Origin of the sequence: Streptomyces sp. NPDC005494 (assembly GCF_042872025.1) — a bacterium.
GTDB lineage: Bacteria > Actinomycetota > Actinomycetes > Streptomycetales > Streptomycetaceae > Streptomyces.
In genome coordinates this window covers 150,529-172,888 of sequence record NZ_JBIAJR010000008.1, presented here as the reverse complement: position 1 = coordinate 172,888, position 22,360 = coordinate 150,529, and the positions used below count along the sequence as shown (strand labels likewise).

Here is a 22,360-nt window from a genome sequence, read left to right as displayed (position 1 = left end):
GGGGAGTGACGGGTGGATGCGGTGCGGGAGGCGGCGATCAGCCCTTGACGGCGCCGGTGAGCATGCCTTCCTTGAAGTGCTTCTGCACGAACGGCGAGAGGAACGCGACCGGGATCAGCGCCAGCACCATGACCGCCATCTGGATGGCGAGCAGTGACAGATGACCGGTGTTGATGACCTGCGTCAGGCCGGTGGGCCGCTCCTGCTTGAGGACGAGCTGGTTCATCACGTTCTGCAGCGGCATCATTTCCGGGTCGCTGATGTAGATGGACGCGTTGAACCAGGCGCTCCAGTAGCCGACCGCGTAGAAGAGCGTGATCACCGCGATGACCGCGCGGGACAACGGCATGATGATCTGCCACAGGATGCGGAAGTCACCGGCCCCGTCGATGCGGGCGCTCTCGACGAGCTCCTGCGCCGTACTCATGAAGAAGGCGCGCAGGACCAGGATGTTGAAGACGTTCAGCGCGCTCGGGAGGATCAGGGCCAGGTAGGAATCGGTGAGCCCGAGCCCCTGGACCACCAGGTAGGTGGGGATCAGGCCCGCGCCGAAGAACATCGTGGCCAGCATGAACAGCAGCAGCGGCCGGTGGAGCACCGAACCCGGCCGCGACAGGCCGTAGGCGCACATGATCGACACGGCCATGCTGAAGAGCGTCCCGACCACGGTCACGCAGATGCTGACCACCGCGGCCCGGGTGACCTGTCCGCCGCCGAGGAGCTCCTCGTAGGCGACGAACGTGATGCCGCGCGGGATCACCACCAGCCCGCCCGCGTCGGTGATGGTCCGCACCGAGGACAGGCTGGTGACGATCACGACCCAGAGCGGGAAGAGCACCGCCAGACAGGTCAGGACCAGGACCACCCCCTTGGAGGCGAGCCCCGCCCTGCTCGGATCCTCCTCCCACACGGGCCGTAGCCGGCCACGTGTGCCGGGCTTGATCCCGGCCACGCCGGTCATTCGGTAGAGCAGGCCGCTCACTTCTTGTACACCCCCTGCTCACCCATGAGATGGGCGACCTTGTTGGCCCCGAGGACCAGCAGCAGACCGAAGATTCCCTTGACGATCCCGACGGCCGCCGCGTAGCTGAACCCGCCGTTGGTGATGCCCACGTTCCACACGTAGGTATCGAGGACCTCGGAGGCGCCCGGCCCGACGGCCGTGCGCTGGAGCAGGATCTGCTCGAAGCCCACGGTGAGCGCGTTGCCCACCTGGAGGACCAGCAGCAGGGCCACCACCGGGCGCAGGGCGGGCAGCGTGACGTGCCACATCCGGCGCCAGCGGTTCGCACCGTCCATCGCGCTCGCCTCGTAGAGCTCCGGACTGACCGAGGCCAGCGCGGCGAGGAAGACGATGACACCCCAGCCGGCGTCCTTCCAGATCATCTCGAAGGTGATCAGGAACTTGAACAGACCGGGGTTCGTCATCAGGTCGAAGCCCTCGTAGCCGTTCTCCCGCAGCGTCTGCGCGATGAGTCCGGCTCCGCCGAACATCTGCTGGAAGACCGTGATGACCAGGACCCAGGAGAAGAAGTGCGGCAGGTAGAGGATCGCCTGCGCCACTGCCCGGACCCGGGGCCGCACGAAGCTGTTGATGAACAGCGCGAGCAGGATCGGCACCGGGAAGAACAGCGTCAGCTGCAACAGGAAGATCGTCAGCGTGTTGCCCAGCGCCGACCAGAACAGCCGGTCGTTCGCCATCTGCTGGAACCACTCGAAACCGACCCACGGGCTCTGCATGATCGCCTGGAAGGCGTTGTCCGCGATGTACGGGTCGTAGTCCTGGAAGGCGACGACGTTGCCCACCAGGGGGACGTAGGCGAAGACCAGCAGCAGCAGCATCGCCGGCAGGGTCATCAGCAGCAGCGTCCGGTCACGGCGCAGCCGGTGCCGCAGGGGCACCTTCGCGCTGAGCGGGGCCGGCCCGCGGGCCGCCCCGTCCTTCTCGGCCGGCGGCGACGCAGGGGACCCCTGCGCGCGCCGGTCATCTGTGCTCAGAGACATGTCAGGAAGCCGACTCGCCGGTCTCGTCGAGCAGCTTCTTGTACCAGTCGCGCAGCTTGTCCCCGCCCTTGCTCTTCCAGTCCGAGACCTGCTGCTGCATGTCGCTGACCTTCTTGCGGCCGCGGACGATGTCCTTCTCCAGGGCTTCGAACTGGGCGTTCAGCTCGGTGTAGCGAGTCGGCTCCTGGATCTGCATGCCGTGGAACAGCGGCTTCTTCAGGTGCGCGCCCTGGCGCTGCTGCCACTCGACGACGCCCTTGGCGACGTCCGGGTAGTCCGGGTAGGCGCGGTACGGCTTGGAGGTCGCGATGTACTCGTACGTGGCGAAGACCTCGTTGTTGCCCTTCTCGTTCTTGACGAGCACCCCGTCCTTCAGGGTGTGGTGGGTGCCCTCCAGGCCGTACGCCCGAAGACGCTGCTCCTTGCTCCCGTACGGAGCGGCGGTGAAGTTGGCCAGCGCGAGGAGGTCCTCGATGACCTTCTTGTCGGCCTTCTTGCTCGCGAAGCACCAGATGTTGGAGGGGGAGGCCTCGTAGATGACCGGGTCGCCACCGTCGGCGGCGAAGAAGTCCATCGCGCCCATCCGGAACTCGGGCTTGTCCAGCCGCTGGACCGCGGTCGCCGCGTACCAGTCCGAGATGTCCGCGTTGTACATGAGGACGTTCCCGGACGAGAAGGTGGTCCGCATGTCGCCCGTCTCGGCCTTGGCGTCCGGGTGCACGAAGCCGGCCGAGTACAGCGAACGAGACCACTCCAGGGCCTCCAGGTACTCCGGGGTCTCGTAGCGGTTGATCAGCTTGCCGTCGACGAGCTTCCAGTAGTAGGGCTTCTCCGGCAGCACTCCGAAGAAGACGAACGCCGACCACGTCATGTCGCTGCACGCCCACACCTTGCTCCGGGGGGCGTTGATCTCCTTGCAGAGGTCGAAGAACTCCTGCGTGGTGGTCGGGACCTCGTACCCCTTCTCCTCGAATATGTCGGCCCGGTAGAAGGGAGTGATGTTGGGTGTGGCCTCGGCGGGCATCGGGATCCCGCGCAGCTGGCCGGCGAAGACGCCGCGCTGCCAGGCGCCGGTGGGGATGGCTGCCAGGTTGGGGTACGCCTTGACCTTGTCGCCCGAGAGGTAGGGGCCGAGGTCGGCGAACTTGTTGGCGATGGCGCTCGGGATCTTGCCCTGGAGCTCCCAGCCCGGGACGACGACGGCGTCCGGGATGGCGCTGGAGGCGAGCACCGCGCCGAGCTTCTGTCCGTAGACGTTGCCGTCCTGGTTCTGCCACTTGACCTTGACGCCGGCGGCCTCGTCCATCGCCGTCCAGTACGCGTTGCCCTCACCGGGCGAGGTACCCCACAGGGGGGCCATGATGCTGATCTCGCTGCCCTTGCCCAGCTTCTTCGGCACCGACACCGCCAGCTTGTCGGCGGGGAGCGCGGTGGTGAAACCGTCGGCGGAGCCGTTCTTGCTGGGGATGTCGGGGGTGACGGTGTTCGAGGGGACGTAGGCCGGAAGGAGATCCTTCAGCTTATTGCCCGTGGTCGTTCCCTCGTTCTTCGCGCCACCGGAACCGCCACCGCAGGCGGCGAGGAGCGGCATCCCCCCGCCGACGGCTGCCGCGACTACCACGGAAGAGGCGAGGAATCGTCTCCGGCTGGGAGCGGAGGGGGAGTTCGGCGTCATTGCGTCAACCCTTCGTGGTGCAACAGGACGGCCCGCGGCGGCGACTGCCGCTCGGCCCTGTGTGTGAGGTAGGGGGCGTTACCGGCCGAGCCGGCGGCACTGCACCGGCTGAGCTGAAGCGGTCAACGGGCTGCCTCGTCGAAGCGCTTCGATGTTGCAGCGAGGTTAAGTGAAGGGTCTCGGTCACACAAGAGTTCGTTTCGAGATTCCTCCGACCTGTTTCCGAACCGTTTCCCGCCGTGGTGTGGCGCCGATGCCCCCTGATGGGCCTTTTCGGACCGCTCGCGCCCTTGACACCTCCGGGGTTGGCCGCAGAGCATCGAAGCGCTTCGAAAGATCTTCTCCTCGCGTCGTAGGAACTTTCGTTGTCCGACGCCCTGAAAACCTCCCACCTCTCCAAGGGGACCCGCACGTGACGGACCATCCGCTTCCCTTCCGCGACCCGCAGCTGTCCTTCGCCCGGCGCACCGACGATCTGCTCGGACGGCTCACGCTCGACGAGCGGATCGCGATGCTGCATCAGTTCGCCCCGGCTGTGGAGCGGCTGGGGCTCGGCCCGTTCCGCACCGGACAGGAGGCCCTGCACGGGGTCGCCTGGATGGGGCCCGCCACCGTCTTCCCGCAAGCCGTCGGCCTCGGTGCCACCTGGAACGACGACCTGGTCCGCCGGATCGGCGAGGCCGTCGGCAACGAGGTGAGGGCCAAGCGGGCCCAGGACGACCGCGTCGGGCTCAACGTCTGGGCGCCGACCGTGAATCTGCTGCGACACCCGCTGTGGGGCCGGGGCGAGGAGGGGTACTCCGAGGACCCCGCCCTGACCTCCGCCATCGCCGTGGCCTACACCCGTGGCCTGCGCGGTGACGACCCCCGTTACTGGCGCACCGCACCCGTGCTCAAGCACTGGCTTGCCCACAACAACGAGACCGACCGCGACACCGCGTCCTCCTCGGTGCGTCCGCGCGTCCTGCACGAGTACGACCTGCGGGCCTTCCGCGACGCCGTCGAGGGCGGGGCCGTCGCCGGGGTCATGCCGGCGTACAACCTGGTCAACGGCCGCCCCAACCACGTGTCCCCCCTCCTGGAACAGCACCTGCGGAGCTGGACCGGACAGCCGCTCGTCGTCTGCTCGGACGCGGGCGCGCCCTCCAACCTGGTCGACTCCGAGCACTACTTCGACACGCACGAGGAGGCGACCGCAGCGGCCCTCAAGGCCGGTGTCGACAGCTTCACCGACCACGGCACCGACTCCTCGGTCATGACCGGCCGCATCCGCGACGCGCTCGCCAAGGGGCTCATCGACGAGAAGGACATCGACACGGCCGTCCGCCGGCTCCTGGCGATGCGCTTCGCGCTGGGTGAGTTCGACCCGGAGCTCGACCCGTACGCCCAGGCCGGCGACCTGGACACCGAGGAGCACCGCGCGCTGGCGCTGGAGGCCGCCGAGCAGGCCGTGGTCCTGCTCAAGAACGACGGTCTGCTGCCCCTCGCCCCGGAGGCGGGCCGCACCGTGGCGGTCGTCGGCCTCCTCGCGGACGCCTGCAAGCTCGACTGGTACAGCGGCACCCTCATGCACCGCTCGACACCGCTCGACGGGATCCGCGAGCGCTACGGCGCCGAGAACGTCCTGCACACCGAAGGCGTGGACCGGATCCGGCTGAAGTGCTCCGACGGCTGGCTGCGGGTGCCTCGGACGGAAGGCGTACAGGACGGGGAGGCCCGGGGCGCGGAAGGCGCCCTCGACCCGGCCCTCCTCGCGGGCCGCACCGACCTGCCGCCGCTGACCTGCGGCGACGAGGCCACCGAACTGGCGCTCGTCGACTGGGGGGACGGCGTCCTGACCCTGCGCACCGACGAGGGCCTGTACCTCTCGGTGGCCGACGACGGATACGTCAGGGCGTCCGCGGACGAGCCGGGCGGCTGGGTCGTCCAGGAGACGTTCCGCCTGGAGGCGGTCGAGGGACACGACGGCGGGCACCGCCTTCTGCACATCGGGACGGGTGGATACGTGTCTGTCGCCGCCGACGGCGCGAAGGTTGCCGTGTCCGGCGAGAAGATCTCGCGGGAGGCCGCCACCGTCTTCGCGACCGAGACCGTCGAGTACGGCGCGGAGGCCGTGGCCCGGGTCGCCGCGGCTGCCGACACCGTGATCGTCGTCGCGGGCAACGACCCCCACATCAACGGCCGTGAGACCGAGGACCGCACGACCCTCGCCCTCCCCGCCCAGCAGGACCGGCTGTGGCGCGCCGCCCGCGCCGTCAACCCGCGGACGGCCCTCGTGCTGACCTCGGCCTACCCGTACGCGGTCACCGACGCGGCGGAGGCGCTCCCGGCCCTGCTCTGGACCGCTCACGGCGGCCAGGCCGCGGGCACCGCGCTCGCGCGCGTGCTCGCCGGTGACGTGTCCCCCGCGGGCAGGCTCCCGCAGACCTGGTACGCGGGCGACGGCGATCTGCCGGACCTGCTCGACTACGACATCATCGGTTCGCGGCAGACGTACCTCTACTTCGAGGGCACCCCGCTCTTCCCGTTCGGACACGGACTGGGATACGCCGACTTCGCCTACTCCGGCCTCGAGGCCGGGATCGAGGGCGAACTGCTGCGGGTGGCGCTGACCGTGTCCAACGCCGGGACGGTCGCCGCGGACGAGGTGGCCCAGCTCTACGTCCGTGCCGCGGCCCCCGCCCACGGCCGGCCGGAATCACCGGGCGATGCCGTGGACCTGCCGCAGCGCAAGCTGGTCGCACACCGTCGCCTGCATCTCGCCCCCGGGGCCTCCGAGCGCGTCGAGTTCGACGTGCCGGTCGCGGAGCTGGGGCACTGGAGCGTGGCGCACGGCCGCTGGACCGTCGAGCCGGGTACGTACGAGATCCTCGCCGGGGCGTCCAGCGCGGACATCAGGCTCACCGCCACCGCGAGCGTCGAAGGTGAGGCGTCCGGCCCGCGCCCGGTGGTCCCCCGGGGGCTCGACGCCGCCGACTACGACTGGCAGCGGGGCACGGAGATCGTGGACCGCGCGAAGACGGAGGGGGACACCGTCACCCCCGCCGACGCCGGTCAGGAAGGTGAACTCGTCTACACGGCATGCGACTTCGGGGAAGGCGTCGTCGGCCTGGCGTTCCTCCTCGCGGGCGCGGGCTCCCTCTCCGCCACGGCGGGCGGGCAGAGCCTGGAGGTCCAGGTCCAGGACGAGGGCGGACCGTACGCCTACCGCACGCTCACCACCGCTCTCGCACTCGAAGGCGTGCGGGAGCTGCGCATCCGCATCGAGGGGTCCGTGCGCCTCGCCCGCATCGACGTCGTCCCCGCGAAGGAGACCGCATGAAGTTCACCGACGGCTTCTGGCTCATGCGAGAGGGCGTACGCGCCTCCTACGCCACCGAGATCCGGGACGTGCGCGTCGACCCGGACCGCTTCACCGCCTACGCGGCGGTCAAGCGTGTCGCCGCGCGCGGCGACACGCTGAACACCCCGCTGATCACGGTCGAATGCTTCTCGCCCGCCGAGGGTGTGATCGGCGTGCGCACCACCCACCACGCCGGGAAGGCCCGTCGCGGTCCTGACTTCACGATCCTGCCGGGCGACGCCTCCGCGCCCGCGGCGCGCACCCGCCGGGACGGCGCCGTCACGGAGCTGACCAGCGGCCCGCTGACGCTGCGCATGGACGGGGACGGGCCCTGGGGGATCACCTTCACCGACGCATCGGGCCGGCGTCTGACCGGAGTGGACCCCAAGGGGACGGCCTTCGCCACCGCGCCCGACGGAACCCACCACATGATCGCCCAACTGGCTCTGGACGTGGGGGAGAACGTCTACGGTCTCGGCGAGCGCTTCACACCGTTCGTCAAGAACGGCCAGACGGTGGACATCTGGCAGGCGGACGGCGGCACCAGCAGCGAACTGGCGTACAAGAACATCCCGTTCTACCTGTCCTCGCGGGGTTACGGCGTCTTCGTCAACCACCCCGGCAAGGTGTCGTTCGAGGTGGGCTCGGAGTCCGTCGGCCAGGTGCAGTTCAGCGTCGAGGACCAGTCGCTGGAGTACTACGTCGTGGCCGGTCCGACACCGAAGGACGTGCTGGCCCGCTACACGGCTCTCACCGGGCGTCCCGCCCTGCCGCCGGCCTGGTCGTTCGGCCTCTGGCTGACCACCTCCTTCTGCACCTCCTACGACGAGGAGACGGTCACCTCCTTCGTCGACGGCATGGCCGAACGGGGCATCCCGCTCAGCGTCTTCCACTTCGACTGCTTCTGGATGCGCGAGTACCAGTGGTCGGACTTCCTCTGGGACCCGGACGTCTTCCCCGACCCGGAGGGCATGCTGGCGCGGCTGAAGGAACGCGGGCTGCGGATCAGCATGTGGATCAACCCGTACATCGCCCAGAAGTCGGCCCTGTTCGCGGAGGGTGCCGAACACGGCTACCTGGTGCGGCGGCCCAACGGCGACGTCTGGCAGTGGGACCTGTGGCAGCCGGGCATGGCGCTGGTCGACTTCACCAATCCGGCGGCCCGCGCCTGGTACAACGACAAGCTGCGCCTCCTGCTGGACCAGGGCGTCGACTGCTTCAAGACGGACTTCGGCGAGCGCATCCCGACGGACGTCGTGTGGCATGACGGTTCCGACCCGGAGCGGATGCACAACTACTACGCGCAGATCTACAACCGCACCGTCTTCGAGCTGCTGGAGAAGGAACGCGGCGCCGGCGAGGCCGTCCTCTTCGCCCGGTCCGCCACGGCCGGTGGCCAGCAGTATCCGGTGCACTGGGGCGGCGACTGCTTCGCCTCGTTCACCGCGATGGCGGAGTCCCTGCGCGGCGGACTGTCGCTGAGCCTGTCCGGCTTCGGTTTCTGGAGCCACGACATCGGCGGCTTCGAGGGCACCCCCGACCCGGCGGTCTTCAAGCGCTGGCTCGCCTTCGGCCTGCTCTGCTCGCACAGCCGGCTGCACGGCAACGTCTCGTACCGGGTGCCGTGGGAGTTCGGCGACGAAGCCGTCGACGTGGCCCGGCAGTTCACCCTGCTCAAGCACCGGCTCATGCCGTACCTCTACGGAGTGGCGGCGCACGCGCACCGCACGGGCGTTCCGATGATGCGGCCCATGCTGGCGGAGTTCCCCGGCGACCCCGCCACCCGCACCCTGGACCGGCAGTACATGCTCGGACCGGACCTGCTGGTCGCACCGGTCTTCACGGAGGACGGCGAGGTGGAGTACTACGTCCCCGAGGGCACCTGGACCTCGCTGCTCAGCGGCGAGCGCGTCACCGGCCCCGCGTGGCGGCACGAGACGCACGGATTCGACAGTCTGCCCCTGCTGGTCAGGGACGGAGCCGTGCTCCCGTGGGGTGGTGACGACCAGCGCCCGGACGGGGACTGGCTGGAGGGCCTCACCCTGCGGGTCTTCGGTGCCTCCGACGAGGAGCGGCTCGTCACCGTGCCGGACCTGACCGGCGCGGACGCGGCCGTCTTCCGCGTCGTCCCGGAGGGCTCCGGCGTGCGGGTCACGGCCGAGGGAACGGGCCGGCCGTTCCGGGTGAGCGTCGAGGAGACCGGAGCGACGGGGGAGGGGACGGGGACGGTCGCCGTCGCCTGACCGCCCGATTTCACGGCGTCGAAGAGGTCCGGCAGGCGCCGAAGAGGCCCGGTGCGCACCGCACCGGGCCTCTGCCCACCGGGCGGACCGGGCAGCGGCCTCGTGGGTTCCGCGACGTGCGGGTCCTCAGGCCGACAGGCCCGGCGCCTCGCCTCGGAGGACGTCCGGGCCGGCGAGACGGCACAATGTCTCGCTGGTTCCGAGCTTGCCCGTCAGCCGGACGAGCCTGCCGATGCCCCGTGGCATGACCCTGACCCGCATGGTCACCTTCGCATCGACGGGGACGCCCACCGGGGCGTCGACGAGCAGCCTCAGCTCCTCGTTGACATGCAGGAACTCCTGGTCCGATGCCCTGAAGTCCCAGTAGGCGGTGGTGAAACCGATGCCGGACGAAGTGATCCGAGGGCAGTAGAGCGTCCTGCGCCTGGTGATCTGGGGCATGAGCTCGGCTCCGACAGCCGCGGTCGCCACCTGGAAGGTGAGTCCACCGCCCAGCGTCGTCTCGACCTCGACCGGATGCTCCCCCTCGATCAGGGAGGGCGACATGTCCGCCACGACGGCTCCGCCGGTGGCCGACAGGTCGATGACGAGCCGGGACCAGCGCACGAAGGACTCGGGGTGCGTCTGGACCACGCAGATGAGGGAGATGTCGTGGCCGACATGACCGGACACCTGGGTCTCCACCTGCCGGACCGGGCCGCGTGCCAGGCCGATCCGGGTCTCGCGCCGCAGCAGCCTGACTGTTGCCTCGTCGAGGGGCTGGAGGTGCCTGTCGGGTTCGGTCTCCACCACGGCCGGCTCGACCAGGTCGAGCAATTCGTAGCCTTCGGGGAGTTCTGGGCGGGTCAGCATGTCACTCTCCATGTCGGGGTTCCGTGCCTGCCGGGGCGCGCCAGTCACCGAGCAGGCAGAACGCCGCCCAGCGGTCCAGCCTGCCGCCGCCGGGGCGGTCCCGTGCGGCGAGAAGCGCGGTGCGCAGCGCCAGTGCGGGAGTTTCACCGGCAAGGGCCAGGTCATGGAAGTCACCCATGATGGCGGCGGTGGTGGAGTCAGGAACCCGCCACAGGCTCATCACCAGCGAACGGACCCCGGCGAACAGGAGCGACCGGCTGAGTCCGAGGGTCTCGTCGGTGCGGCTGGTGCGGCCCAGACCGGTTTCGCAGGCCGAAAGAACGGCGAGCCGGACCCCGTGCCAGTCCTGCCGCAGGATGTCGCGCGCCGTCAGGACTCCTCCGGCCAGGACGAGGCCGGAGGAGAGCGGGTCCTCGGCGTCGAAGTGCGCGTGGCAGGCCGCGTGGAAGACCGAGGCGTGCGGGACGCGGCGCAGCACTTCCTCGCGGGTGGCAGCCTCACCGAGGAGCGGGACGGTCTCCAGACGGTTCCCCAGGGTGACCGCCTCCGTGCGGGCGTACGGAAGGTCGTTGCCGGGGTCACCCAGGACGAGGGCACCGGTGCCCGCACCTGGTGCGCGGTGGTTAAGGGTGCGCAGGAGGGACACGGTCGGCAGGTAGCCGACCGGGTTGCGGTCGAGGAGCGTCTCCGCCCCTTCCACGGCGAGGGCGTGGAAGGGGACGTGGTGCAGAGCGCCCGTGGGACAGATCAGAACGGTCTGCCCGGGCCGGGTGGCCGCCGCGAGCGGAGCCACGAGTGGCCCCAGGACGTGCTGGAAGAGGCCGGGCAGGTCCTCGGCCATCTCGCGGACCTGCCCGGCGCTGCCGAAGTGGTCCTCGATGAAACGCAGGAGCTGGGGCCCGTCGGCGTCCACGGGCGCCACCTGGAGCCCGGCGCTTCCACTGAGTACGAAGACGACGATCGTCCCGTCGTCCAGCATGGCGTAGGACGCCACGACCACCGGTTCGTCCGCGAGTTCGGCCAGTACGTCCTCGGGAGACAGGACGTCGGACTGCCTGATCGCGGCGTACTCGGCGGCTTCGGGACCGCTCGCCGCCAACCGCGCCCACAGGGTGGCGAGTTCGTCCGTCACGGCGCGGTGCTGTGCCCAGTCCACCTCGCTGCGGGACTCGACCTCGGCACGTGTACGCAACAGCCCGGCCTCCCGCTCGACCAGCTGCTGCGGAACCCCGGCGGGTGTTCTGAGCCGCACTGTGCTCATCGCGTCGAGCAGGGCGCGTGAGCGCTTCCTCTCCGACGCGGTGTAGGCGGCCGCGACGTGCGCGTCCCGGTCCCCGTCCGAGCGCTCCGCCCGCCCCAGACAAAATCGGGTGAGCAGCTCGAAGACCACGGCCCGTTCGTCCTGGACGCGGATGCGGAGGCCCGGGTCGGGCTGCGCCGCCCGTACCAGGTCTGCCAGGCCCGCGCCCAGTTCCAGCACGTCCGTCGCGGTGTAGAGCTCGCCGTAGGCCCACGCGGCGTGAGCCATCGGCAGGATAACGGTCCAGGCCCGCTCGACGGCGACGACACGGCGCCCCGTGCGTGAGGTGGGTTCCCTGCGCGGGGCCCAGAAGAGACGGTCGTCGATGGTGCCGGGGACCGAGGACAGCACCAGCACCTGCTCGTAGGCGAGCATCGCGGGCCCGAAACGGGGCCATCGATCGAGCACCTCCGCCGTGGCGATCCAGTCCTGGGCCAGCCGGTCGGCGTTGCCCGAATTCAACTCCCGCGCCCTGCCGAGATGGTGCAGTGCCCGGCGTGGCAGGCCGAGCCAGGTGAGGAGCCGCCCGTAGCCGTACTGCACGGTGGCCGACGTGACCTTGACCGGCGTGCGGGCGGACTCACGCTCGGCGATCCTCTCAGCGGTACGCAGATATCGCAGGGCCAGATCCGGATCCTCGTCCTCCAGGAAGGCCGACAGGCCTTCGGTGACGAGATCCACGACACGCGCGTGGTCGTCGGCAGGCAGCCCTTCCTCGAGATCCCGCCGCAACCGGGCGTAGTGCGCGGCCCCTGCCTCGTCCCCGGTGCGCAGAGCCGCATCGGCCAGCGCCTCGTACAGCCCCGCTCTCGGCGGGCGGTCGTGGAAGTGGTCGTAGCCGACGCGCAGGGACCTGCCCGCGCGGGCGCGTTCCTCCTCGTCGATGTCCGCCCAGCGTTCGGCGGTCCTGAGGAGGTCGTACGACTCCGAGTAGCGCCCCAGGTCCTTGTTCACAGCCGCCAGTTGCTCGAGGGCGTCGGCGAGCAGCCGGGCCTTGCCCATGTCCTCGTCGTCACCGTCGGGCCAGGGCCCTTCGAGCGCCTCCGCGATCTGCACCCGTCTGCCGGCCAGCAGCAGAGAGCGTTCGAGGTCGGTTCCACGGGCGGACCACTGGTGGATGAGGGCCCGGAGTGCGTCCTGCGCACGGGACCAGTGCGCGGGGGCGTGTTCCGCGAGCCATGCGGCGAAGTCCCCGTCATCCGCGAGGGAGTCGAACAGGACTCCCAGAGCCGGGTGGTCACGGCGTAGAGCGGCTTCCAGACGGACGGGGAGGTCGGCCTCGACGCCTGGGCCGGCGGCGAAGCGCGACATGGGAATGCCTGGTGGTGGTGCGGCTGTGCCCGTCTCCCGTCCTTGGGCGGGCGGGGGCGCGTCGGCCGTAGCCGCCTCCGGTGACCACACGGGGCGCACCGCGGGCGGCGGCAGGTGCTCGAGTGCCTCCCTGGCACCGCCGTAGTCGGGATCGAGGGCGACAGCCCGTTCGTAACAGCTGCGGGCCTCCTCGGTCCCGTCCTCCTCGGCACGGTAGGTGTCGCCGAGGAACCGCCAGGCCATGGGAGTCTCCTCCACGGCCAGGGACTCCTGGAAATACGCCCGCGCCAGCCCCAGGTGCTGGTTCACGTAGTACACGTCGCCGAGCACGAGCAGCGCCGACGCACTGTCGGGGTCGGATTCCAGTGCCCTGTGGTAGCAGGCGGCCGCCTCCGCGTACTCCCGTCGATGGAAGTGCTGCTCTCCTCGCGCGATGTGCTCCGCGGCCTCCCGATGCGCTCGGGTCACCAGGGGCACACCCAGGAGTCGGGCCACGCCTGCCGCCATCGCCGGGTCACGCTCGGCGAGATCACGAAGCATGTCGGCGCCGTCAGGGCTTCCCTCGATCATCGCCGCGAAGATCTGCGGACCTATCTCGCTCAGGTGGTCGATGTCCGGCGAGACGGTCAGCGTTCCGTCCACGAATCTGGCCATCGCGACCTGTGGGCTGGGGGGCGTGCCGAACACCTTGGGCAGCATGTCGGAGGCGCCCCCACCGGTCAGGCGGATCAACTCGCCCTCCCAGTGCTCCAGCTCCGGGGAGTCCTCCTGGACCAGCACCCGGACGAGTTGTCCGAGCAGGACCTCCTCGCCGGGAGCGGGAGGGTCCGAGAGCCGTGACCGCAGACAGGCGATCGCGTCCTCCCCACGGCCCGCGCGCTGGTAGGCGCCGGCGAGGGCGACCAGAACGTCTTCGTCGTCGGGCTCATCGCTGAGTAACCACTCGAGTACCTGGACGGAGTGCTCCGCGTCTCCAGCCGCACGGAAGTGACCGGCGAGCCGGAAGCGGAGCGGGGAGCCCGGCTGTGCCGGGGCGATCAGCTGATCTCCCCATGCCGCCCAGCCGACCGCCCAGTCGAGGTCTCCGTCATGGACGCCACGGCCCATCTCGCCGCTCCAGGCGTGGGCCAGCTCCACCATGGCGCCCGGCGGGTTCACCTCGAGCCACGAGCGGACCAGGGACAGCAGGGTGTCCGCGTCCTCGGCCCTCACCGCGGACCGTACCAACCCGAACGCCTCGTAGCGCAGGTGGAAGGCCTGCCGGAGCGGGCCGAGGTCGTCCTCGACGTACTGCGCCAGCTCATCGATGACAGGGCCGGCCAGCTCCATGATCTCGGAGGGCTCGGCCAGGTGCGCCTCGCTTCCGCAGGCCGTTCTGCCGAGGAGGCCCAGCGCGCAGACGAGCCAGTCACCGGCCGTCTCACCCTGCCCGCAGGCCAGGTCGAACAAGCGGTTGGCCTCGGAGCGATCCCCGGCCGCGTCGGCTTCGAGGGCCCGGAGCAGTTGTGCCTGCGCGGTGAGCATGCCCTTCACATGCCGGGCGGATTCCCATTCCTTCCCGGAGCCGACCGTGATGCCGGCGGCGTACGCCTCCAGCGTGGCGGCCAGCAGTCGCGCGTCCTCGTGGGTGTTCCACGGGTCTTCGCGGGTCGCGCCGTATCCGAACCCTCCGACGAGCAGCTGGTCACTCTCGTCGGCGGGAAGCGCGGTCACCTCGTCGCGCCGGGCGTCAGGAGCCAGGGCCGCCAGCCGGCGGAGCCGCTGCTCGGCAACGGCAAGGTCCTCGCCTTCCTGGCCGCCGAGCCGGGTGTGCATGTCACGGGCCAGGAGCTTGAGCATGGAATGACCGAGCACGACTCCCCCAGTGTTCTCGCAAGAACCAGCCGTTCGACTGTTCAGACGGTCGAGCGCTTCGCTCAGTTCCCCGGGGACTCAGGAGCAGCCGTGCCGAGGGGATCCATGTGAGGGCTTCCTCATCGGCGACGATCACGCCGCCGACCCGAGGTCCGGACACCGCGCCGGGCCCGGCGCCCTCGGTCTTCCGGGCCGGGGGACTCGCCGAGCACTGCGCGTCCGGATCCGGTGACCGCTCGTGCCGACGGGGTGATGCACGTGAGTCACGTCACCCAGAGTGAATGTTCGGGCATACATCTGACGCGAACGGAAAGGGTCCACCACTGTGCTGGTGCCGGAACCCGGTCCACCGGCACGGAAGTGCTCGGCCGGACCGGTGCGGAGCAGATCTGGCACGGAAGGCAGACCACTACATGTCGGCTCCCCACTCGTCGGACCGTCCCGCGGTCCTGGAGACCCTCCACGTCGACGGCACCTGGCGCGCGGCGGCGTCCGGCGCGACCCGCGAGATCCTCGACCCCGCCGACGCCACGATCCTGGCCGTCGTCTCCGAGGCCGGGGTGGAGGACACCGACGCGGCCGTGGCCGCCGCTCGCCGTGCCTTCGACGACGGTCCGTGGCCGCACCGGCCGGTCGCCGAGCGCGCGGGGCTGCTCCGCGGGGTCGCCGGCCTCCTCCAGCGTGACCGCGAGGAGATCGCGATCACCGAGAGCCGCGACACCGGCAAGACCCTGGAGGAAGGACGTGTCGACGTCGACGACGTCACGAACGCCTTCCGCTACTTCGCCGACCTCGTCATGAACGAGAGCGGCGGCCGGGTCGTGGACGCCGGTGACCCCGACGTGCACAGCGTCGTCGTGCAGGAGCCGGTAGGCGTCTGCGCCCTGATCGCCCCCTGGAACTACCCGCTGCTCCAGGCCAGCTGGAAGATCGCCCCGGCACTCGCCGCGGGCAACACCTTCGTGCTCAAGCCCAGCGAGGTCACCCCGCTCTCCACCGTCCACCTGATACGGCTGCTGGCCGAGGCCGGACTGCCCGACGGTGTGGCCAACCTCGTGACCGGCGCGGGAGACCCTGTCGGTGCCCGGCTCTCCGCACACCCGGACGTCGACCTGGTCTCGTTCACGGGCGGACTCGCCAGCGGCACGAAGGTCGCCCAGGCCGCGGCCCCCACCGTCAAGAAGGTCGCCCTGGAGCTCGGCGGCAAGAACCCCAACGTCGTGTTCGCCGACGCGTGCGCCACCGAGGAGGGCTTCGACACGGCTGTCGACCAGGCGCTGAACGCCGCCTTCTTCCACAGCGGCCAGGTCTGCTCCGCCGGAGCCCGGCTCATCGTCGAGGAGTCCGTCCGCGACCGCTTCGTCACCGAACTCGCCCGCCGCGCCGACGCGATCCGGCTCGGCCGGGGCACCGTCGACGGGGTCGAGTGCGGCCCGCTCGTGTCCGCGCAGCAGCTCGCCAAGGTCGAGGCGTACGTGGCATCCGCCCGCGAGGAGGGTGCGATCGTCCGCTCGGGCGGCGCCCGCCCCGAGCCCTCGGACATTCGTCCGGCGAGCGGCTACTTCTACCGGCCGACCGTCCTGGACGGCTGCCACCGAGCCATGAAGGTCGTCCGCGAGGAGACCTTCGGCCCGATCCTCACCGTCGAGACCTTCCGGACGGAGGAGGAGGCCGTCACCCTGGCCAACGACACGGACTACGGCCTCGCGGGCGCCGTCTGGACCACCGACGCGGGGCGTGCCCGGCGCGTCGCCGCCCGGCTGCGGCACGGCACCGTCTGGATCAACGACTACCACCCCTACCTCCCGCAGGCGGAGTGGGGCGGCTTCGGCAGGTCCGGCACCGGCCGTGAGCTCGGCCCCACCGGGCTGGCCGAGTACCGCGAGTCCAAGCACATCTACCAGAACCTGAACCCGCGCCCGCAGCGCTGGTTCGCGGGCTGACCGGCAACGGCCCTCCCCCCACCTGTTCGCGGCACCACGCAGACGCACGAACCTTGCAGAAGGAGCAGTGACCGATGCCCCCGTCCCCCCGCACCGCACGCCCTGAACCCTCCGGCGCGGCACGCCCAGAACCCTCCGGTACCGAGCGCCCCGGACCCGTCGACTACGTGATCGTGGGAGGAGGTACGGCCGGCTCGGTCATCGCCTCCCGGCTCACCGAGGACCCCGGCGTCACCGTCACCGTCATCGAGGGCGGCCCCACCGACATCGGCCGCGAGGACGTCCTCACCCTCCGCCGGTGGCTCGGCCTGCTCGGCGGCGAGCTCGACTACGACTACCCCACCACCGAACAGCCCCGCGGCAACTCCCACATCCGGCACAGCCGTGCCCGGGTACTCGGCGGCTGCTCCTCGCACAACACACTGATCAGCTTCAAGCCGCTGCCCGGTGACTGGGACGAATGGGCCGAGGCCGGAGCCGACGGCTGGGACGCCGCCGCCATGGACCCCTACTTCGCGCGGCTGCGCAACAACATCGTGCCCGTCGACGAGAAGGACCGGAACGCCATCGCCCGCGACTTCGTCGACGCCGCCCAGGCGGCGGCCGGAGTCCCGCGCGTGGACAGCTTCAACAAGAAGCCGTTCCACGAGGGCGCCGGCTTCTTCGACCTGGCCTACCACCCGGAGAACAACAAGCGCTCGTCCGCGTCCGTCGCGTATCTCCATCCTCACATCGAGGCCGGTGACCGCCCCAACCTCACGATCCTGCTGGAGACATGGGCGTACCGCCTGGAGTTCGAAGGCAACCGGGCCGTCGGAGTACACGTACGGGACAAGGACGGCTCGGAGACACTCCTGCGCGCCGCACGTGAAGTGATCGTCTGCGCGGGCGCCGTGGACACCCCGCGGCTGCTGCTGCACTCCGGCGTCGGACCTGCGAAGGACCTGACCGCGCTCGGTATCCCCGTCGTCCACGACGCACCGGGCGTCGGTGAGAACCTGCTCGACCACCCCGAGTCGGTCATCGTCTGGGAGACCGACGGCCCCATCCCGGAGAACTCGGCGATGGACTCCGACGCGGGACTGTTCGTGCGCAGGGACCCCGGATCGCGGGGCCCGGACCTGATGTTCCACTTCTACCAGATCCCCTTCACCGACAATCCCGAACGCCTCGGCTACGAGAAGCCCGAGCACGGCGTGTCGATGACCCCGAACATCCCCAAGCCCCGCAGCCGCGGCCGGCTCCACCTCACCAGCGCCGACCCCGAGGCCAAACCCGCCCTGGACTTCCGCTACTTCACCGACGAGGACGACTACGACGGCCGCACCCTCGTCGACGGCATCAAGCTCGCACGCGAGATAGCGAGGACCGAACCGCTGGCCCACTGGCTCAAGCGCGAGGTGTGTCCCGGGCCCGAGGTCACGTCCGACGAGGACATCAGCGAGTACGCCCGGAAGGTCGCGCACACCGTCTACCACCCGGCCGGCACCTGCCGCATGGGGGCGGTGGGCGACCCCGCCGCCGTCGTCGACCCGCAGCTGCGCGTCCAGGGACTGGAGGGCATCCGGATCGCCGACGCGTCCGTCTTCCCCACCATGCCCGCCGTGAATCCCATGATCGGAGTCCTGATGGTGGGCGAGAAGTGCGCCGAACTGCTCCGGTCGGCCCCCGCCACCGGAGGTGACGTCCGATGAACGAAGCGGGAACACCAGTGTTCGGCGTCCGCAACCTCTGGAAGGTCTTCGGACCCAAGGCCGCCCGCGTCCCGGGCGGCGAGTTCGCAGGCCTGCCGCCCGCCGAACTGCGCGAGCGCACCGGCTGCACCGCCGCCGTCCGAGACGTCTCCTTCGACGTGCACAAGGGTGAGGTCTTCGTCGTCATGGGCCTGTCGGGCTCCGGCAAGTCCACCCTGGTGCGGTGTCTGACCCGGCTCGTCGAGCCCACCAGCGGCACCCTCGCCATCGACGGCGAGGACGTCCTGGCCATGGACAGGAACCGGCTCCGCGAACTGCGCCGCCACCGTGCCGCGATGGTCTTCCAGCACTTCGGACTGCTGCCGCACCGCACGGTGCTCGACAACGTCGCCTACGGCCTGGAGATCCAGGGCCTCGGCAAGGCCGACCGGCGCGCCAAGGCCGCCGAACTGGTGGAGAAGGTCGGCCTCGCCGGCCTCGAGGACCGCCGACCCGCCCAGCTCTCCGGGGGGCAGCAGCAGCGCGTCGGCCTGGCCCGCGCCCTCGCCGTCGACCCGTCCGTCCTCCTCTTCGACGAACCGTTCAGCGCTCTGGACCCGCTGATCCGGCGCGAGATGCAGGACGAGGTCCTCCGGCTGCACCGCGAGGAGGGCCGCACCATGGTCTTCATCACCCACGACCTCGGCGAGGCGCTCCGCCTGGGCACCCGCATCGCCCTGATGCGGGACGGCGGCATCGTGCAGCTCGGCACGCCCGAGGAGATCGTCGGCTCGCCCGCCGACGACTACGTACGCGAGTTCGTCCGGGACGTACCCCGCGAGCAGGTGCTCACCGTCGCCACCGCCATGCGTCCCCCGGCGCCCGGCGAGGGCGAGAGCGGCCCGGCGCTGCGCCCCGGGGCCACCGTCTCCGAGGCCATCGAGGCCGTCTCGCGCTCCGGCGAACCGGTCGCCCGCGTCATGGAGAGCGGCAGGCTGCTCGGCGTCGTCGACCACGCGTGCCTGCTCGACGTGGTCGCCGGTACGGGCGAGCCCGGCGGCCCCGGGGCCCGTGCGGTGACCGTCTGATGGCCACCGCGCAAGCCACCGCCGGCACCGACGCAGGACCCCCGGGCGGCCGTCCGCTCGCCGCGCTGCGCGACCGGCCCGCCCTCGGCAAGATCCTCCTGCTGCTGACGGCCGCCGCCATCGCCGTACCCTTCGCGCACGCCCGCTGGGGCGGCGGGGCGTGGCCCGGCGCCCTGACCGTCGACCTGAGCGGGCCGCTCGGCGAGGTCAGCGAATGGATCATCGGGAACCGCGACAGCCATCCGCTGTTCCTCTACTTCTTCGGCCACATCAGCAACGCCGTCGTCCTGTCGGTGCGTGGGGTCTATCTGGCCCTGCTCGCCCTCGGCTGGGCCGGTGTCACCGCCGTGGCCGCGCTCGTCGCCTGGCGGACGGCCGGGTGGCGCCTTGCCCTGACCGCCGGGGTGTCCTTCCTCGTCTGCGGGCTGCTCGGCATGTGGGTGCCGACCATGCAGACCCTCGCCCTGATGATCGTCGCGGTGCTGGCCTCCGTGGTGTTCGGCCTGCTCCTCGGGCTCGCCGCGGGGCTCTCGGACCGCACGTTCCGGGTCCTGCGCCCGGTGCTGGACACCATGCAGGTGCTCCCCGCCTTCGCCTACCTGCTGCCCGTCGTGCTGGTCTTCGGTATCGGTGTGCCCGGCGCCGTCCTCGCGACCGTCGTCTACGCGGCTCCGCCGATGGCCCGGCTCACCGCACTCGGACTGCGCGGCGCCGACGCGGGTGTCATGGAGGCCGTCACCTCGCTCGGCGCGACCGCCCGGCAGCGCCTGCTGAGCGCCCGGCTGCCGCTGGCCCGCAAGGAACTCCTGCTCGGCGTCAACCAGACCATCATGATGGCGCTGTCCATGGCCGTCATCGCCTCCGTCATCGGCGCGGGCGGCCTCGGCGACCGCGTGTACCAGGCGCTCTCCTCCGTCGACGTCGGAGCCGCGCTCGCCGCGGGCATCCCCATCGTGCTGCTGGCCGTCGTCCTGGACCGTACGACCGAGGCGGCCGGCAGAAGGGCCGGTAGGGAGCCCTCCGGTCCTGCCGCCCTGCGCGGCCCGCGCGGCTGGGCGCTCGCCGCCGTGGCCGCCGCGTCCGTCGCCCTCGTGGGCCGCTTCACCGGCGGACGCGTGTGGCCCGAAGGTGCCGTCGTGGCCGTCGCCGGTCCGGTCAACACCGCCAAGGACTGGATGGTCGACCACCTCTACACCGGCGTCCCCGTCGTCGGCGGAACAGCCGACTGGGCCGCCCACTTCACCAACTGGATCCTCAACCCGCTGCGCAGCGGCCTTCAGGGCCTTCCCTGGTGGTCGGTGCTGCTCGTCGTCGCCGCCCTGGCCTGGACGATCGGCACCTGGCGAACCGCGCTCACCGCCGTACTCGCCATGGCGGCCATCGGCGTCCTCGGTGTCTGGGACCTGTCGATGGACACGCTGAGCCAGGTCCTCGCCGCCGTCGCCGTCACCCTCGTCCTGGGTTTCGCGGTCGCCATGGGCGCGGCGCGCAGCCGGCGCCTCGAACGGCTCCTGCGCCCGGTCCTGGACGTCTGCCAGACGATGCCGCAGTTCGTCTACCTCATCCCGGTCGTCGCCCTCTTCGGCGTCGGCCGCGCCCCCGCCGCCGCTGCCGCCGTGGTCTACGCGCTGCCCGCCGTGGTCCGCATCACCACCCAGGGGCTGCGGGGCGTCGACCCCGCCGCGATGGAGTGCGCCCGCTCGCTCGGCGCCACCAGCGGCCAGCAACTGCGCCAGATCCAGATCCCGCTGGCCAGGCCCGCCCTGCTGCTGGCGGTCAACCAGGGCGTCGTCCTGGTCCTCGCAGTCGTGATCATCGGCGGTCTCGTCGGCTCCGGCGCGCTCGGTTACGACGTCGTCTTCGGCCTGGCGCAGGGCGATCTGGCCACCGGTCTCGTCGCGGGCGCCGCCATCGTCTGCCTGGGACTGATGCTGGACCGCGTCACCCAGCCCACCGCCCGCCGCCAGCGGAAGGAGAGCTGACATGGCTCGCACCCGCGCCCGCGCCCGACTCCGCACCACCGCCGTCGTCGCCTCGGCCGGCGCGCTCCTGGCCGTCACCGGCTGCGGAGCGGCTGACATGACCGAGCAGGCCTCCCCGTTCGCGGCACCCGCGGACATCAGGACCGTGACCCTCTCGGTCCAGTCCTGGGTCGGCGCACAGGCCAACGTCGCCGTCGCGCAGAAGATCCTCGAGGACGAGCTCGGCTACCGCGTCGACCTCGTCCAGACCGACGAGGTGCCCGCGTGGGACGCCCTCAGCCAGGGACGGGTGGACGCCATCCTGGAGGACTGGGGCCACCCCGACCAGGAGAAGCTGTACGTCCAGGACAAGAAGACCATCGTCCCCGGCGGCGACCTCGGAGTCACGGGCCACATCGGCTGGTACGTCCCCGAGTACTGGGCGGACGAACACCCGGACGTCACGGACTGGAAGAACCTCGACAAGTACGCCGACGAGCTGCGCACCGCCGAGAGCGGCGACAAGGGACAGCTGATGGACGGTTCACCGTCCTACGTCACCAACGACAAGGCCCTGGTAAAGAACCTCGGCCTGGACTACAAAGTCGTCTTCGCCGGTTCCGAGGCCGCGCAGATCACGCAGATGCAGCAGTTCGCCAAGGAGAAGAAGCCCTTCCTCAGCTACTGGTACCAGCCGCAGTGGCTGTTCAACGAGGTGCCGATGGTCGAGGTGAAGCTGCCCGAGTACTCCGGGGCCTGTGCGGCGAAGGCCCCGGAGGACATCGACTGCGCCTATCCGACGACCCCGCTCCAGAAGTACCTCAACGCGGACTTCGCGAAGCGCGGCGGAGAGGCGGCGGATTTCCTGAAGAAGTTCAGCTGGTCGGAGAAGGACCAGAACCAGGTGTCCGAGCTGATCGCCTCGGAACGGCTGTCGCCCGAGGAGGCGGCAGGGCGCTGGATCGAGGAGCACCCGGCCACCTGGAAGAAGTGGCTGGACCGGTGACCTGAACCGAGGATTCCTTCCACCCGTCGGGGGGCGCGGCCCCCCCCCCCGGGGGGGGCGGGGGCGCCGGGGCGCGGTTCGGGGTTATCTGACAGGGCATGTTATGA

The 22,360-nt window shown here is 70.6% G+C and carries 12 protein-coding genes; 7 read left to right on the top strand and 5 right to left on the bottom strand.

The window, feature by feature from the left end; all coding sequences use genetic code 11:
* Positions 1-37 precede the first annotated feature (37 nt).
* Genes ACFYQ6_RS23285 through ACFYQ6_RS23275 form a run of 3 tightly spaced genes read right to left on the bottom strand, consistent with a single transcriptional unit; the run spans position 38 to position 3,679 of the window.
* Entirely contained in the window at positions 38-961 is a 924-nt protein-coding gene (locus tag ACFYQ6_RS23285; protein ID WP_361577980.1) for a carbohydrate ABC transporter permease, read from the bottom strand.
* A 17-nt stretch (positions 962-978) separates the two neighbouring features.
* Positions 979-2,004, bottom strand: coding sequence for an ABC transporter permease (locus tag ACFYQ6_RS23280; protein ID WP_388764678.1), 1,026 nt, complete (start codon positions 2,002-2,004; stop codon positions 979-981).
* 1 nt (position 2,005) lies between these two features.
* Positions 2,006-3,679, bottom strand: a complete 1,674-nt coding sequence (locus ACFYQ6_RS23275) for an extracellular solute-binding protein (RefSeq protein WP_361577878.1) — start codon at positions 3,677-3,679, stop codon at positions 2,006-2,008.
* A 412-nt stretch (positions 3,680-4,091) separates the two neighbouring features.
* Between ACFYQ6_RS23275 and ACFYQ6_RS23270 the strand changes: the two genes are divergently transcribed.
* Complete coding sequence (locus tag ACFYQ6_RS23270) at positions 4,092-7,001, top strand: glycoside hydrolase family 3 C-terminal domain-containing protein (RefSeq protein WP_388764676.1); 2,910 nt, start codon at positions 4,092-4,094, stop codon at positions 6,999-7,001.
* A complete protein-coding gene (yicI, locus tag ACFYQ6_RS23265) occupies positions 6,998-9,265 on the top strand; it encodes an alpha-xylosidase (protein ID WP_388764674.1) in 2,268 nt (755 codons plus the stop codon). The genes ACFYQ6_RS23270 and yicI overlap by 4 nt, the downstream gene beginning before the upstream one ends.
* A 126-nt stretch (positions 9,266-9,391) precedes the next feature.
* Here yicI and ACFYQ6_RS23260 read toward each other — a convergent pair whose 3' ends face one another.
* Positions 9,392-10,117, bottom strand: a complete 726-nt coding sequence (locus ACFYQ6_RS23260) for a hypothetical protein (protein ID WP_361577887.1) — start codon at positions 10,115-10,117, stop codon at positions 9,392-9,394.
* A 1-nt stretch (position 10,118) separates the two neighbouring features.
* Entirely contained in the window at positions 10,119-14,582 is a 4,464-nt protein-coding gene (locus ACFYQ6_RS23255; RefSeq protein ID WP_388764672.1) for a CHAT domain-containing protein, read from the bottom strand.
* Positions 14,583-14,995: 413 nt separating this feature from the next.
* Between ACFYQ6_RS23255 and ACFYQ6_RS23250 the strand changes: the two genes are divergently transcribed.
* From ACFYQ6_RS23250 to ACFYQ6_RS23230, 5 genes are all read left to right on the top strand, one after another.
* Positions 14,996-16,525 (top strand): aldehyde dehydrogenase family protein, encoded by a 1,530-nt coding sequence (locus ACFYQ6_RS23250; RefSeq protein ID WP_361577893.1) that lies wholly within the window; start codon positions 14,996-14,998, stop codon positions 16,523-16,525.
* A gap of 74 nt (positions 16,526-16,599) precedes the next feature.
* Positions 16,600-18,219, top strand: a complete 1,620-nt coding sequence (locus ACFYQ6_RS23245; RefSeq protein ID WP_361577896.1) for a GMC oxidoreductase — start codon at positions 16,600-16,602, stop codon at positions 18,217-18,219.
* Positions 18,216-19,286 (top strand): glycine betaine/L-proline ABC transporter ATP-binding protein, encoded by a 1,071-nt coding sequence (locus ACFYQ6_RS23240; RefSeq protein ID WP_361577899.1) that lies wholly within the window; start codon positions 18,216-18,218, stop codon positions 19,284-19,286. Before ACFYQ6_RS23245 ends, ACFYQ6_RS23240 begins: the two co-directional genes overlap by 4 nt.
* Positions 19,286-21,268 carry an ABC transporter permease gene (locus ACFYQ6_RS23235; RefSeq protein ID WP_388764669.1) on the top strand — a complete coding sequence of 661 codons (1,983 nt, stop codon included), beginning with the start codon at positions 19,286-19,288 and terminating at the stop codon, positions 21,266-21,268. The genes ACFYQ6_RS23240 and ACFYQ6_RS23235 overlap by 1 nt, the downstream gene beginning before the upstream one ends.
* 1 nt (position 21,269) lies before the next feature.
* Entirely contained in the window at positions 21,270-22,253 is a 984-nt protein-coding gene (locus ACFYQ6_RS23230; protein ID WP_388764666.1) for an ABC transporter substrate-binding protein, read from the top strand.
* Positions 22,254-22,360 lie beyond the last annotated feature (107 nt).

Bases quoted from the DNA above. Each gene is read 5' to 3' on its own strand.
- ACFYQ6_RS23235 (WP_388764669.1), top strand. From the start codon at position 19,286: ATGGCCACCGCGCAAGCCACCGCCGGCACCGACGCAGGACCCCCGGGC.
- ACFYQ6_RS23240 (WP_361577899.1), top strand. From the start codon at position 18,216: ATGAACGAAGCGGGAACACCAGTGTTCGGCGTCCGCAACCTCTGGAAG.
- ACFYQ6_RS23245 (WP_361577896.1), top strand. From the start codon at position 16,600: ATGCCCCCGTCCCCCCGCACCGCACGCCCTGAACCCTCCGGCGCGGCA.
- ACFYQ6_RS23230 (WP_388764666.1), top strand. From the start codon at position 21,270: ATGGCTCGCACCCGCGCCCGCGCCCGACTCCGCACCACCGCCGTCGTC.
- ACFYQ6_RS23250 (WP_361577893.1), top strand. From the start codon at position 14,996: ATGTCGGCTCCCCACTCGTCGGACCGTCCCGCGGTCCTGGAGACCCTC.
- ACFYQ6_RS23285 (WP_361577980.1), bottom strand. From the start codon at position 961: ATGACCGGCGTGGCCGGGATCAAGCCCGGCACACGTGGCCGGCTACGG.
- yicI (WP_388764674.1), top strand. From the start codon at position 6,998: ATGAAGTTCACCGACGGCTTCTGGCTCATGCGAGAGGGCGTACGCGCC.
- ACFYQ6_RS23275 (WP_361577878.1), bottom strand. From the start codon at position 3,679: ATGACGCCGAACTCCCCCTCCGCTCCCAGCCGGAGACGATTCCTCGCC.
- ACFYQ6_RS23280 (WP_388764678.1), bottom strand. From the start codon at position 2,004: ATGTCTCTGAGCACAGATGACCGGCGCGCGCAGGGGTCCCCTGCGTCG.
- ACFYQ6_RS23260 (WP_361577887.1), bottom strand. From the start codon at position 10,117: ATGCTGACCCGCCCAGAACTCCCCGAAGGCTACGAATTGCTCGACCTG.